A 14,516-nucleotide genomic window follows, 5' to 3' on the forward strand; every position below is an offset into this window, starting at 1 on the left:
GTTGGGCGATCGAGTCTGGGATTGCTGTGATTTGGTTGCTACGGAGGGAAAGCTCCGTCAGATTGGTCAGTTGGGCGATCGACTCGGGGATGATACTAATTTGGTTGATATGGAGGCGAAGCTGCGTCAGATTGGTCAGTTGAGCGATCGAGTCTGGGATTGCTGTGATTTGGTTGCTAGAGAGGTAAAGCTCCGTCAGATTGGTCAGTTGGGCGATCGACTCGGGGATGGTGCTGATTTGGTTGCTATGGAGGTAAAGCTCCGTCAGATTAGTCAGTTGGGCGATCGACTCGGGGATGGTGCTGATTTGGTTGCTAGACAGGTCAAGCGTCGTCAGATTGGTCAGTTGGGCGATCGACTCGGGGATGGTGCTGATTTGGTTGCTATGGAGGCGAAGCTGCGTCAGATTCGTCAGTTGGGCAATCGAGTCAGGAATGGTGCTGATTTGGTTGCTATGGAGGCGAAGCTGCGTCAGATTCGTCAGTTGGGCAATCGAGTCAGGGATTTCTAATAAGCCAACGCTCGTTAGATTTAAGTACTCTAACTGCCGTAGTCCCAAAATAACTTCTGGAATGACCCTTAAAGGATTGCCGCTCAGTCTTAGCGTTTTCAGATTTTCTAACGCTTCAAGCGCTTGAGGCAATACCGTAAGTTGATTGGTGGTCACGGTCGGAATCGACTTGCCCTCTGCCCATTGCCACTTCTCTACCTTCCCCAAAATCAACGTCTCAAGCTGAGTCAGCTTACCGATTTCCGCAGGTAGTTCCGTCAGCTCTTTGCCAGAGAGATCTAGCTCTGTCCAGACCTCATCCGCAGCGCGATCGATCAGCTCCAGCAATTCCTCACGGATCATGGGGTGTCTCTTGAGTGGTGCTTTTATTTTGGCAGAGGATTGGGGAGATAGGGAGATCAGGGGATGAGGAGCTGGAAAGATAAGGGGGTGTTGAAAGTAGCAGTTCAGTCCGTCTAGAGTGATGAAAGAAAGTGAGAGGAGAAACTGATGCAGCCCATTCAACAACAAATCATAGAAATCTTACAAACGCTCCCTTCAATCGAGCAACAAAAGGTTCTCGACTTCGCAGAATTCCTCCAAAGCAAACAGCAGATCTCTCAACCAGAACCCGAAAAACCAATCTCTGTGCTGGAACTTGCAGGAGATCTGATCGGCAGCTTGCAGGGTGGCCCATCCGATCTCTCTACGAATAAAAAGTACATGGAAGGATTTGGAGAGGAATGAGGCAATTCGTTCAATATTTAAGAGGAGGTTTGAAAAGTCCAACTATGGGTAGCGAAACGTTTCAGATCCCCCTCAATCCCCCTTCAAAAGGGGGACTTTGAGTTCATTTCCCCCCTTTTGAAGGGGGGCAGGGGGGATCAACAGGTGCCCAAAATCACAGCCGACCCCTTTTCAGACATTCTCTAAATAGCCAAACTAGCAACCCAACCTCACCCTGTTCTCACCGATCGCCTTTGGGGAACCCTACAGAAAACCCATTGGGAACCGCTCACCATGTCCTACCCAGAGATCAAAGCCACCCTCACCGACGCAGAGCTGCAAGAAATTAAGCAGGCGATCGCCACCATTCAGCAAAATCTGCCCTTCCTGATTACCCTCAGCGCCGACGAACGCAAGCGCCTCTACAAAATGGGTGACAAACGCCTCGCCTTTGTGCAAAACAGCCTCAACGCCGCCCAAAGCAACCGCAACATTCTACCCGCCAGCTTCGATCTCGAAGGATTCGCCAACGACTATCGCCTCACCCTCAGCCTGAATGAACTGCTGATGCTGTTGCACCAGTTGACCGAACAAGTAGACGATACCCTAGTAGCAGTCAGCAGCGAAGCCATGAGCAGCAGCCTCACCGTCTATGATTACGTCAAAACTGCCGCCAAAAAGACTCCCGGATTGAAAGCGATCGCTGAACAGCTCGGCACCCTATTCAAAGCCATGAAGAGTAAGTCTACAAAGGCGATCGCTGTACCTGCCGCTGAGCCGTTTAAGCAGGCAAGTTAGGTCAGCCCTGTGCTGAGCATGGCACACGAAGGATTTTACATCACGCTTGCAGTTCAGAAGTTCAAGCAGGTAGCGGAAAACATCGCGCTTTCAGCCGCAAGCTTCGCCGCCGTACCTCACCACAGGGCGCTTGTAGGTTAAAGCTTCGCCGCCGTACCTCACCACAGGGCGCTTGTAGGTTAGAGCTTCAAACGTGAACCTCACCACAGGGCGCTTTCAGCCGCAAGCTTCGCCGCCGTATCTTACCACAGGGCGATCGCAGGTTAAAGCTTCAAGCGTGAACCTCACCACAGGGTGATTGAAGCTCAAAGCTCCCCTTTCAGGGGAACAAAACTACTCAAAGTCCCCCTTTTTAAGATGCAAGGGGCAGAGGCATAAGTTCTATCTAATTCGATCGCAGTGCTAGCGCCAGACTGACCACAACGATGCCAGCGAGTATCAGCCAAGTTGCATTGCGCCGTAGCCAGTTTTTAGAGGCTTGCGATCTGCTGTTTATAGATTTTCCAGTCGCGATCGGCTGAAACCTATTCTGGTACAGCGTACATTCTCTCGCGTAAGGACGCTGGGGGTAGTTGCAGGTGTCATCCTCATGATAGGTGCAGGTTTCACAAAGAAACTCCCCTCCTGTAGATCGATGGAGGGGAATGCCGGGATGACCATGGGCTTTTAGGGCTGTGCGGCAGTGGGGACAGGCGATCGCCTGGGCAACCACTGGCTGATGACATCGGGGACAGGTCGGCATGGGCGCGTTAGGAGTTAAACTAAACCGCAAAGTTTCCTCGATCCTAGCCCAGAATCCTAACTCAGAGATTTTATAGCTGTCGCCAGTTTGCTTAGGACATTTAGGGTGGCGGTTGCTGTAGCGCTACGCGCTTAGATCCAATGAGTTATTTTTTGAGAGCCGCGTGGAGCGCGGCTCTCAAAAAATAACTCGTCCTAACTCAATTACGTAGGGCCATACATGATTTGCCCTAGGTCTGAAACATTACCTCATCCGGGTTTCTGGATCGGGATGAATGGAGAAGGTGAGGACGGTTTCATCAACGCCCCTTAGAGTCAGCGGGCTGTATTTGGTGATGGCATCTTCCTCTAGCTCCAGGTAATCTGCAACAGCAGCCGAAACCAAAATGGAGCTAGGTTCGGCAGCCTCCTGAATTCGGGCGGCTATGTTGACGCTAGGCCCGATCGCCGTGTAGTCTGCCCGTTCCGAGCCGCCAAACATGCCCACAACGGCTGTACCCTGATGAATGCCGCACCGAAACTGCACGGTTTGGGTAATGCCCTGAGCGTGCCACTTTTCGTTGAGCCTTGCCAAAGTTTTATACATTTGCCGTGCTGAGGCGATCGCCCGCCTCACCTGTTCATTGGGGCTGATTTCTTCGGGTGCGCCAAAGATCGCCAGAATTGCGTCCCCCATAAATTTATCGACCGTCCCGCCATTGTCAAAAATGGCGTGGGTCATTTCAGTTAAGTATTCGTTCAGTAGCTCAGCCACCCGGCGCGATCGCAGCGTGTTGGACAACTGCGTGAACCCAATAATGTCGCTAAACAGAATCGTGATCATTCGAGGTTCAGGACGCAGATCTAGCGCCAGGTTTCCCTGAGCGGCTCGTTTGACTAAGGCAGGCGGCAAAAAGCGGCTCAGCACCGATTCTGTCAAATAGGTATTTAGCTCAGCCACCTTGCGTTCGCTGGCTTTCAGCGCCAGCAGGTTCCGCACCTCTGCTAAAAGCTCGCGATCGTTAAACGGCTTAGACAAATAGGCATCCGCTCCTTGCTCTGCGCCTTCAATGCGGGTTTCCTCGTCGGCTTTTGCCGTTAGCAGAATAATTGGAATGCCTTTAAGCGTTTCCTGCTGACGAATCATGCGGATCATTTCTAGCCCAGAGACTAGCGGCATCATCAGATCCGTCACGATAATGTGGGGCTGAAGGGCTTGGGCAACTTGAAAGCCCTCCGCTCCGTTGCGGGCAGTATGTACCTCATGTCCGACTCTTTGCAAGACGGTAGATACGTAGCCGCGCATATCGGCATTGTCTTCGACAATCAGCACCTTAGCCACTAAAGAGGGCGAGGCGATCGCCTCTGGGGCTGAGGGCAACCCTGAATAGGACGAAGGCAATGTCAAAGGCAATGTTAAAGAGTCGGCTGGGGCATTCTGGAAGTCTTGTTGCAGCTCGGTTTCAATGTCTGCTAACTCGATCGCGGCGCGGCTAAGTTCTGGCTCTGCCGGAGTTTCAACCACCTGTTCGCTGGGCAAATGCGCCCTGCCCGTCTGGAGCTGAACCGTGAAGATAGTGCCTTCGCCATAGGTCGATTCTACGGTGACGCTGCCGCCGTGCAGTTCGACTAGCTCTTTAACTAAGGCTAGCCCCAGACCGCTCCCCTCATGGCTACGGCTCGCAGAACCATCGGCTTGCCGAAATCGCTCAAACAAATGGGGAATCTGATCGGGGCGAATGCCCATGCCCGTATCTTTAACCTGAATCAGGCAGCGATCGCCTCCCGCCCTCAAATTGACCGCGATCGTTCCCCCCGCCTCAGTAAATTTGATAGCGTTGGACAGCAAATTGTAGAGAACCTTATCAAATTTCTCCAGATCCAAAAAAATTGCTGGATAGTCCTTGATCTCGTTCAAATCGGTCAGCAGGGCAATCTGTTTTTTCTCGCAGTAGGGCTTGAAGGAGTTCACCACCTGCGCCACGAAGTCTAGCAGATCACAAGGACGGAAAGAAGGCTGCATCTGTCCGGCATCCAAACGCTGCAAATCTAGGAGTTGGTTGACCAAACGCAGCAGACGGCGAGAGTTGCGTTGGGCTACAACCGCCTGCTCGTAAGACAGTCCCTGCTCCTGCTCTACAGCAGATTCTAGCGGCCCTAGCATTAGGGTCAGAGGCGTCCGAAACTCGTGGGAGACATTTTGAAAGAACTCAGTTTTTTGGCGATCGAGTTCTAAAAGCTGCTCCGCCTGTTGACGGGTTGTTTGGTAGAGTCGAGCCTGCTGCACAGCAATTGCGGCTTGAGCAGCCACCGCCTGAGCTAGCTCCACTTCTTCTGGTTCCCAGGGGCGAGGCTGAGTAATTTGTCGGAGCGAGATGCTGCCAATAATTTTGCCGTTGTAGAGCAAAGGCACAACCAGCAGGGCGCGGGCGGGCGATCGCAACGGCAAATCTATGTCATTCAGTTCGGGCTGATGATCGAGGTCATCCACCACCACAGGCATTTGTGTGAGCAGGAGCTGTTTTAGGATAGGATTGCCCTCGATCGGCGCTAGCGATTGGGGCAATGGGCGATCGGGTTGGGATGCTCCAGTTTTTGCCTCGGCTTTTGCCGCATCATGCTGCGATGCGTCGTGTAGTCCCACACACTGCACATATTTATCGTCTTCTGTCCACAGCGATAGAGCACACCCATCAGCGTGGAGCGCTTGCCCCAACTGCTGCGTGATGGCAGCAAAAATTTCCTGGGGATCAAGGCTAGAGCGAATGGTTGCTGTGATGGTGTTGATCAGAGCCTCGCGTTTGGCTAAGGCTCGAATCTGCTCGTAGGCACGGGCTTGAGAGAGAGCAGGAGCCGCTTGATTGGCCACCATGTAGACAAGCTGCACTTCATCCTCTTGCCAGATGCGCGATCGCCCGCACTGGTGAATCGCCAAAACCGCCATTAGCTCTTGCTGAAAAATCAGCGGCACAACGAGGCTGGAGGCAATATTAGCCTGTTGATAAGCTTGCAGCCGCAGTCCGGTCGGATCAGCGTGAACGCGATCGTCGGTTTGGGACTCGGTGATCACCTCAATGTTGTGGGTAAACCAGACGGTATCTCCAAGGTGGCTCAGATCAAAGGCTAAGTTGCCTGCTGAACCCTCTGATAATTCTACGGGTAATTCTACGGGCGCCCTGTAGACAAACGTTTCGTCCTCCATGCGATCGTTCTGAAACGGACGCAAAATGCAACAATCGACCTCAAACATTTGCCCAACGCTCTCAACGATCGTCTGGAGGATCTGCTGATAGGTTTGAGCGCTACGAATGGTGTTGTTGACCGCATTCAGCAGAGATTCTTGCCGGAGCGATCGCTGAAGCTCTTGAGTACGGGCTTTCAGCACATTGTGGGTATCGACTCCCTGCCGGACAACGGCTCTTAGCTCTTCGTCATCCCAGGGTTTATTGACATATTTGAAAACTTTGCCAGAGTTGATTGCCTCTACCAAGTCACCGACATCGGTGTAGCCCGTCAGAATAATCCGAATGGTGTCGGGATACTGAGTCGCAGTCAGGCTGAGAAACTCTGTGCCGCTCATTGAGGGCATCCGCTGATCGGAGATAATGACTGCCACTTCGCCCTCGCGCTTCAGCGTGGCTAGCGCCTCATGACCACTTTCTGCCCGCAACACCTTAAACTCCCGGTAAAAGGTGCGATAGAGCAAATCCAAGTTATCTGGCTCGTCATCAACAACCAGAATCTTAGGCTTAGCGTGGTCTGAAGACTTCATGCACCGTTTTCCTCTAGGTGAGGGCATTGAGATAAGAAACTGCCCTGATGCACTTGCCTAAGTATCGAGTAGTTAGGGCACATTGGGGGATTAGGGCGATCGTTCTGTGGGAATGCTGATGGAAAAAATGACAAACAAAACAGGAGTTCCAGCAACGGCGGCATAAACTGCCAGCAGGGGTTTAAGGCTAAGATTTCTCTAGACGGGCACCGCATTGTTGGCAAGCAGCACCGATAAAACTTAAATAGCACCCATAAAACTATAGTGCCCAGATTTGGAAAACGTCTAACTTTAGGAATTGTGGGGATATAACTTCTATTTTTTGTTAAAGTGCGTTCATCTCTTCACAAGCTCTATACATCACTGAGTAGCAGATCTCAGGACTAGAATAGGGGCAGTCTTCTTTACACCACCATGTCTACGTTACCCACAGACGCATTCTCTAAAGACGCATTCTCTAAAGATGTCCTGACCAAAAATGGCTTATCTGAGGCGTTGTCTTCACTAGAAGGAGTAGACTATTCGGCGATCGATTTGTCTCTGCTCGTCCGAACGGTGCGCAAGCAGGACTTGGGTAGTCTGGCAGATATTTTAACCAGCAGTTTTCACAGCCAGAATGGCAGTATGGGCTGGCTATACCCGCTGCTGCGCGCCGGAATTTATGAAGATCTGCGCACCCGTAGCCAAACTCGGACTAAGCACTATGCCTGTTTGGTGGCGGCTCGGCGGATGTCAAGCAGTGAGCTGGATCAAGAAGCCCAGGCAAGACGATCGCTTCAACTCAATCCTTCTTTACATCCTGCCTTCACCTCGACTCCTGCTTTCGCGCCAACGGTGCTATCGGTCGGCAGCGATCGCCCCATCGGCACCATCGAAATTTCTTCAAAAAATCCGCCCCCCTGGCAGTCGCCTCACACTCGCTACCTCTATCTTTCTAATCTGGCGGTGCATTCTAACTATCGTCGTCAGGGGGCGGCGCAGCAGCTTTTGCAAACCTGCGATCGCGTGGCGCTGGGCTGGGGATTTCAAGATCTCTACCTGCATGTGTTAGAGAGCAATCATGCCGCCCGACGGCTCTATTTGCGATCGGGCTATCGCGTGCTGAGAGCTGAAGCCAGCCTGAGTTCATGGATGCTAGGCAGACCCCGACAGCTTTTTATGCACAAATCTCTCTCAACGAATTCTGCCTCCTGATGGTTCCAGAATCCATTCCAAAAATCTAAAATGGCATGAGCCAGATTTAACTGAGGCAAAGCAGAATGTTTTTAGTCACAGGTGCAACGGGTGGATTAGGGCAGCGTGTGGTGCGACAACTGCGATCGCGAGATCTTCCCGTGCGGGCATTTGTGCAGCTCACTTCCCGCTATGGTGAGCTAGAGCAGCGGGGAGCAGAAATTTTCGTCGGAGATCTGCTGCAAGAGCGCGATATCCAAAAAGCTTGTCAGGGCGTGCGGTACGTTATTAGCGCCCATGGCTCTAACGCATCCAATCGAGGGAATGCCCAGACGCTAGACTATCGGGCAAATATCGATTTAATTGATGCGGCAAAAGCTGCTGGGGTTGAGCATTTTGTATTTGTCTCCGTATTGGGGAGCGATCGCGGCTACGAGGATGCGCCCGTGTTTAAGGCAAAGTGGGCAGTAGAGCGCTATCTGCAATCGAGCGGATTGAATTACACCATTCTGCGACCTTCTGGGTTTGCTTCTAACCTTTTGCCCTTGGCTGAGCAGTTTCAAAGAACGGGAATTTACCTGCTGATAGGTGATCCACAAGCCCGTAGCTCGATCGTCAGCACAGACGATCTGGCACGAATTGTCCTAGAGTCTGCCACGCTTGCAGATGCGAAAAACCAGATTTTGCCTGTTGGCGGTGCCGAAATCTTGGAAAGAGGCGATATCCCAAAAATCTTTGGGCGCATTTTTGAGCGAGAGGCGATCGTCGTTAATCCGCCACTGTTTTTGCTAGACGCAGTTCGGACAGGGCTGGGCTTTGTAGATTCAGAGAGCCAAAAGGCTCTGGGTACGTTGCGAACATTGCTAGCCAATGAGTTTTTCTGTACGCCTACTGAAACTGAGCGTCTAGAGACTCTGTTTAGTTTCAAGCTAGAAACCCTAGAAAGCTTTATACGTCGATATATTAGCCGTTAGCCTTCAGGTCTTGCACCTTTCAACCTTCTCTGACTGTAAGTTGAGGGACGATCGCGCCCTCCTAACATTTCAGCATTGAAGGGAATATACGACTCAGACACAATCTCGAACACAATCTCAAACTCATACCAATTTGAATTGGAACCGCGACAGATCCCGGTACGGGCTTGGCATTGCCAAGCCCCTTCTGAGGTTCGATGTGCCCATAAATTCGCTTAAATCGGTATCAGCATCGGGCTGCATTTGTCACAGGACGCGCACATATTCTTCAGCGTTGTTGTGTTCGCGGAAGCGTTTCATCATCAGGTATGGATCTTGCGGAGGGGGTGCGGGGAACGAAGCGCTTCCCTTGCTAAGGATTTGAGGGGAATCTAAGCCATAGCTATATTCATAGCAGTTAGGACGGGGACATTTTTGAGGGCGTGCGGAGCACGCCCTCAAAAATGTCCTAAACCCGATAATTACAGCCATAAGACGAAGCCTATCCCAAACCCTAGAAGTGTAAATTTTTAGGCGCATATATTTACTAATTGATAGTAGTTTGCAAGAGCTGTCTCCTATCCTCTCCAATTTCAAACTAAGTTCATGTCCAAAAAATACTGAGTCACTGAGTTTTACTGAAGTTGTCTTCCCAAATATCCCAAATTGAGATGTAGCGCCTCAAACACTTTTCAAATTTATTCTCAACAGTGCGTTCTTCTTGAAAATCGTTAAGATAGTGACTATATGCTTCTCATTAAGACAGCTCTGTTGAGAAAGGCGTTTTAACCTATGTAGCTTTAACCTATGTAGCTTTAACCTATGTATACAACCTCCTCCCTCAAAGCTGAACTCAACGAACGCGGTTGGCGACTGACTCCCCAACGAGAAACCATCCTGCAAATTTTTCAAAATCTTCCAGAAGGGCAGCATCTCAGCGCCGAAGATCTGCATAATTTGCTGCAAGGAGACGGAGATGCCATCAGTTTGTCTACCATCTACCGGAACTTGAAGATGATGTCTCGCATGGGCATCCTCAGGGAGTTGGAGCTAGCAGAAGGGCACAAACACTATGAAATCAATCAGCCCTCACCCCATCATCATCATCATTTGATCTGCGTCCGCTGCAACAAAACGATCGAATTCAAAAACGATTCGATTCTAAAAATGGGTTCCAAGACTGCCCAAAAAGAAGGCTATCATCTGCTAGATTGTCAGCTCACCATTCACGCCATTTGCCCAAGCTGCCAGCGATCGCTCCTCCCTGCTTAGCCAAAGCTACGGCTACTCAAGGTAGTTGCCTCCAGAGAGAATACGAAGCACCTTCTGGGTGTCACTCAGATCTCCCACAATTCGCCTCAGCGGATGGGGCCAAACCTTAACTAAAGTTGGCGTAGCAGTGATTTGGTTCGCCTCCGCCTGCTCAGGGTGCCTTTGGATATCAATCACCTTTAGCGTATAGGGCTGCTGCAACGACTGCTCTAAGATTTGATGCAAAATTTTCAGAATTTTCTCAGTTGCCACACTGTTCCCCGACACAAATAGCCGTAGCACGTACCCCAATGCAGCCTCTGCTGGGGGATCTGGCGGCAGCCAAGACAAGGTGCTATTTTCCCCAGAGAGAGACCTTGCGGGCGCTTGATCAAACCGCATCACCAGATCATGCTCTTCCCAAAGCTGAGGAAACTGCTGCCGATAAGATTCTACGACCGGAGGATCACACACCCCCTCTGGACAGGGCAAAGCTGTCCAAACTAGGGAATCTACGCCAAACAAAACATTGAGCAAAGCCTGATGTCTTAAAACTAACGGGCTAGATTCAGCAAAGGTCTGAATACATTGCGTTTGTGGATCAAGCCAGCGATCGATCGTTGCCGTGTAGCACGGCACCAAAAAGTGCGGCGGCTCCGTTAATTGCAAGGCTTCCTGAAGCGCTGTACAAAGCTGCAAGTGCCAGCGACTTCGCTTCTCAGGATCGATGCAATATACTAGGTCGCCACCGGGCGTAAATAGCGCTATCCCCTTAAAAAGCTTTGAATTAGAAGAAGCAAGTTCTGAATTGGGAAACATGAGGGATGGGGTTAGGAGCTGGAAGGAATACCCGTTTCCAAACAGAAATTCATAGATAGATTTTTACACCTGTAGAAACCGCTAAGGTGGTTAGAACGGGAATATTTATGGTGGGGCGCTTCGCGCCCCACCATAAATGTCCTGAGCAAACTGGCGACAGCCATACATAAAAGAAAATTATACGAAAGAAGAATTTTTTATGTACCTCTCTCTACATAAAAATCGGGGAGGCATCCCCATAGAAGACACCACCCCCAATATACCTCTTCCTTCTTAGTAGCTAAGTTAGGTCTTGCCTTTAGACGCGACCTCTGAGAATTTGCGCCATTTCATTGGGCTTCGGCGACATTTCCAAAGCCGTTTCTTCGGTAATTCGCCCTGCCTCATAGAGCTTATATAGCGACTGATTCATCGTACACATACCGTCAAAAGTGCATCGCGGGATAATTGCCTCAATCTCATCAATCTCGCCTCTCCGGATGTAATCTTTAATGGCATCTGTGTTGATCAGAATGTCGTGGAAAGCAGCCCGCTTACCGTCTGTAGTGCGGCACAGCCCTTGAGCAATAATAGCGACCATGGATTCAGCGATCGCCACCCGCATCGGAGCCTGCTGATCAGGCTCATACAGATTTAGAATCCGTTCGATCGTCTTAACAGCGCTGTTAGTGTGCAGGGTACCCATCACCATGTGCCCCGTTTGAGCCGCTTTCAAGGCAGTATTGACCGTTTCCTTGTCCCGCATTTCACCCACCAGAATGATATCTGGATCTTCCCGCAGAGAGGCTTTCAGAGCATTGTCAAACTTACGGGTGTGAATCCCCACTTCCCGCTGTTTAATCAGTGATTTCTTACTCTGATGGACAAATTCAACCGGGTCTTCGATCGTGATGATGTTTTTGGGCATCTCACTGTTGATGTAGTCAATCATGGCGGCCATGGTAGTCGACTTGCCCGAACCCGTGGGGCCTGTCACCAAAACCAATCCCTTGTGATAGTGGCAAATATCTTTAAAGACAGGCGGCAGATTAAGCTGCTCCATGGTCAAGATCTTCAGCGGAATTAACCGCATCACCATCGAAGGGCCGCGCAACGTATCAAAAATGTTGATCCGCACCCGCGCAAATTCATATTGGGTCGCTCCGTCGTAGTCCAGCGTCTCTTGAAACCGCTGAATATCGGCATCGCTAAGAATTTCTGTCAGCCAGCTAAAGAAAGTATCTTTGTCGGTAATGGGATAGTCCGTGGTATCCATTTCGCCCCGGTTGCGGAAGCGAGGCACCTCGCCAACACCCGTATGAATATCCGAAAATCCTTTGTCGTAGGCTTCTCGCACCAACTGTTCCATTGTCGGTTGACCAGGGGTCGGTTTGCCTCGCCCGATCGCCTGTACGTTACTGGCAGCCGAAGGAACTCCAAGGCGCTGTCCTGGAGGCGGTGCAGCAGGTCTAGAGGCTCCCATACTAGGCGGTACACCTGGATTGCTGGCTGGCGGCGGGAGAGGAATGGTGGGAGAGGGCATTTGCCGCGTTGCCTCGGAAGCTTGGCTTCCCGGCATCTGACCCGGCATCTGACCCGGCATCTGACCCGGCATCGATCGCCCTGGCGGCGGGGGCGGGGGCGGCATCCGAGGGGTAGAGGGTGGGATGGGCGGACGCTGTGAATCTGTCATAGACCACCTAGGGGTAAAGGAGCATCAAAATGTAAGTACGAACAAGAAAACTGGAGAGCTTGAGGTGAGACAGGAGAATGGCGATCGAAGTACGCGAAATCTTCTGTGAAATCTCTGCCAGAAGGCTTAGAGCTGTCTGCGGTTTTAGCCAGATGCGAGTCAAATTGCCCAAACCCTTCCACACTAAAATTCACACTAGAATTAACTGCGTACTGTAGGCAATCGTACCGTAGAGAATTGTGCTGTCAGCGATCGCACATTAGAAAGCGGTTCGCTTAATCTACAACATTTGGCTTAATCTACAGCATTTGAAAGGCAGTCAAGCAAAGATTAGATTTTAAAAGGCTTTGCTTAAAGGCTTACTTTAACCTTAATAAAAAACTCTATCTTTTCCTCTCAAGTTCCGTCATTTCATTTGCATTCTAATTTCATTTGCACTCTAAGATTGCCCAAAAACTCTAACTTCTTATCATCTGTGCAAAAGTTAGATTAGCAAGCCCTGTGGAATCTAGCACTAATTAGCATGTTTCAAGCTACTCGCCGCCGTCTCGCCCTCTGGTACACAACCGTTACGGCGGTGCTGATCCTTTTGTTCGCAACCGGATTTTATTGGTACGTGCGAGATACCTTAGTTGAGCGAATTGACGACACCCTAAACCATGTCGTAGAAGTCGTCCAACGATCGCTTGTGATTGAGCCTTTAGAGAGTGATTTAACGATCGCTGAAACAACCCGTGAGCCTGTGCTGCATGTCAACATAGACGCTAGCTTTCGTAGCAATGCCGCCGCTGTCGAAGATGACCATATTGACTTGGAGTGGTTTAGCTCCACAGGGAATCTGCTTTGGTCGACCTTTTCGGCTCCGATCGATATTCCTCTACACCAGAGCAATGGTGAAACCGTTCGTGTAGAAAGAGCATGGGGCAATGAAGCCGAAAGCTGGACAGAGGCGGATCGGGGAAAGCTACGGCAGGTGACTCAGCGCCTTCAGGTTGGGCAGCAGGTTTTGGGCTATCTGCGGGTGAGCCATCCTTGGTTTGAAGTTAGCAAACCCAGTCAGCAGCTCATTCGAGATTTGGCTGTAGGCACGGTGCTGGTTGTGGCAACGGTCGCGGCGATCGGCTGGTTTTTGTCAGGGTTGGCGATCGCCCCTGTCCGAGAGTCTTACCAACAGCTCAAACAATTTACCGCCGATGCCTCTCACGAATTGCGTAACCCGATCGCCGTGATTCAAACCAATGTCCAAGTCGCTTTGGCTGATCCCGATCCTCATATGTATCAGGATCAGCTTCAAGTTGTAGAAAGGTTGACCCGAAGATTAGGTCGCCTGGTTGATGATTTGCTGTTTCTGGCGCGACAAGACGGTGGAATTACCGCTTTAAGGCGAGAGCCTGTTGATCTGAATGAATTGGTGCAAGAAGTAGTCGAGGAGCAAAAAGCGATCGCTTCAGAGAAATCTTTGTCCCTTTTACTCATTGCTTCTCATTTTCCAGCCAATGGCTCTCATCTTCCAGCTAGTAGCAAAGAATTTGTAAAAGATAGCGGAGCGCCCTTGCTCATTCAAGCCGATCGCGATCAAATCACTCGTTTGTTAACCAATCTCATCAGCAATGCGGTGCGTTATACACCTCCTGGAGGGCAGGTGGAGGTGAGCGTCCAGCGATCGAAGCAGCCTGGAAATTCTCAGGTGCAAGTATTGGTTAAAGACACGGGGATTGGCATTTCGGCAGAATCATTGCCTCATTTATTCGATCGCTTCTATCGAGTTGATCCAGCGCGTACTTATTCTGATATGCAGCAGGATTCTCTGGAGGCTACGGCTGGGTCTGGTTTAGGGTTGGCGATCGCTAAAGTCATTGTGGAAAATCATCAAGGTTTGATTCAGGTTGAGAGCAGCCTGAATCAGGGCACAACTTTTGCAGTCACATTGCCGCTATAGCGATTAAAGTCAGAAAAATGCTGAGTCAAAAAGCAAACTGTTAGCAGCCATCCTCATTGAGGTTGTGAGCTGAGCTAGCAGAAATGGGCACTCTTAGTAATGAGTCAATTAATGATACCGATTTAAACGAATTTGTGGGCACATCGAACCTCAGAAGGGGCTTGGCATTGCCAAGCCCGTACCGGGATCTGTCGTGGTTCCAA

General features: G+C 50.6%; 11 protein-coding genes. 6 read left to right on the top strand and 5 right to left on the bottom strand.

The window, feature by feature from the left end:
• Positions 1 to 853: leucine-rich repeat domain-containing protein (locus AC5JMP_RS03440; RefSeq protein WP_495850027.1), on the bottom strand; the 853-nt coding region annotated here is incomplete at its 3' end.
• A 147-nt stretch (positions 854 to 1,000) separates the two neighbouring features.
• Between AC5JMP_RS03440 and AC5JMP_RS03445 the strand changes: the two genes are divergently transcribed.
• Entirely contained in the window at positions 1,001 to 1,237 is a 237-nt protein-coding gene (locus AC5JMP_RS03445; RefSeq protein WP_495850028.1) for a DUF2281 domain-containing protein, read from the top strand.
• A 273-nt stretch (positions 1,238 to 1,510) separates the two neighbouring features.
• The gene (locus AC5JMP_RS03450) at positions 1,511 to 2,014 is read left to right on the top strand and encodes a hypothetical protein (protein ID WP_495850029.1); all 504 of its coding nucleotides are present in this window, start codon (positions 1,511 to 1,513) and stop codon (positions 2,012 to 2,014) included.
• Between the two features lie 385 nt (positions 2,015 to 2,399).
• Here the strand turns inward: AC5JMP_RS03450 and AC5JMP_RS03455 are convergent, their stop codons facing one another.
• A complete protein-coding gene (locus AC5JMP_RS03455) occupies positions 2,400 to 2,756 on the bottom strand; it encodes a zinc ribbon domain-containing protein (protein WP_495850030.1) in 357 nt (118 codons plus the stop codon).
• 243 nt (positions 2,757 to 2,999) lie between these two features.
• Entirely contained in the window at positions 3,000 to 6,506 is a 3,507-nt protein-coding gene (locus tag AC5JMP_RS03460; protein ID WP_495850031.1) for a response regulator, read from the bottom strand.
• Positions 6,507 to 6,920: 414 nt separating this feature from the next.
• On the opposite strand from AC5JMP_RS03460, the gene AC5JMP_RS03465 reads away from it, so the two are divergent.
• From AC5JMP_RS03465 to AC5JMP_RS03475, 3 genes are all read left to right on the top strand, one after another.
• Positions 6,921 to 7,700 carry a GNAT family N-acetyltransferase gene (locus AC5JMP_RS03465; protein ID WP_495850032.1) on the top strand — a complete coding sequence of 260 codons (780 nt, stop codon included), beginning with the start codon at positions 6,921 to 6,923 and terminating at the stop codon, positions 7,698 to 7,700.
• 65 nt (positions 7,701 to 7,765) lie between these two features.
• Entirely contained in the window at positions 7,766 to 8,653 is an 888-nt protein-coding gene (locus tag AC5JMP_RS03470; RefSeq protein WP_495850033.1) for an SDR family oxidoreductase, read from the top strand.
• Positions 8,654 to 9,454: 801 nt separating this feature from the next.
• Entirely contained in the window at positions 9,455 to 9,904 is a 450-nt protein-coding gene (locus tag AC5JMP_RS03475) for a Fur family transcriptional regulator (protein ID WP_495850034.1), read from the top strand.
• 12 nt (positions 9,905 to 9,916) lie between these two features.
• Here the strand turns inward: AC5JMP_RS03475 and AC5JMP_RS03480 are convergent, their stop codons facing one another.
• Both AC5JMP_RS03480 and AC5JMP_RS03485 read right to left on the bottom strand, forming a co-directional pair.
• Positions 9,917 to 10,702 carry a circadian clock KaiB family protein gene (locus AC5JMP_RS03480; RefSeq protein WP_495850035.1) on the bottom strand — a complete coding sequence of 262 codons (786 nt, stop codon included), beginning with the start codon at positions 10,700 to 10,702 and terminating at the stop codon, positions 9,917 to 9,919.
• A gap of 298 nt (positions 10,703 to 11,000) precedes the next feature.
• Complete coding sequence (locus tag AC5JMP_RS03485; protein WP_495850036.1) at positions 11,001 to 12,374, bottom strand: type IV pilus twitching motility protein PilT; 1,374 nt, start codon at positions 12,372 to 12,374, stop codon at positions 11,001 to 11,003.
• Between the two features lie 523 nt (positions 12,375 to 12,897).
• Between AC5JMP_RS03485 and AC5JMP_RS03490 the strand changes: the two genes are divergently transcribed.
• Positions 12,898 to 14,313 carry a sensor histidine kinase gene (locus AC5JMP_RS03490; protein ID WP_495850037.1) on the top strand — a complete coding sequence of 472 codons (1,416 nt, stop codon included), beginning with the start codon at positions 12,898 to 12,900 and terminating at the stop codon, positions 14,311 to 14,313.
• The last annotated feature ends 203 nt before the right edge of the window (positions 14,314 to 14,516 follow it).

The sequence above is a fragment of the Drouetiella sp. genome (assembly GCF_059504425.1).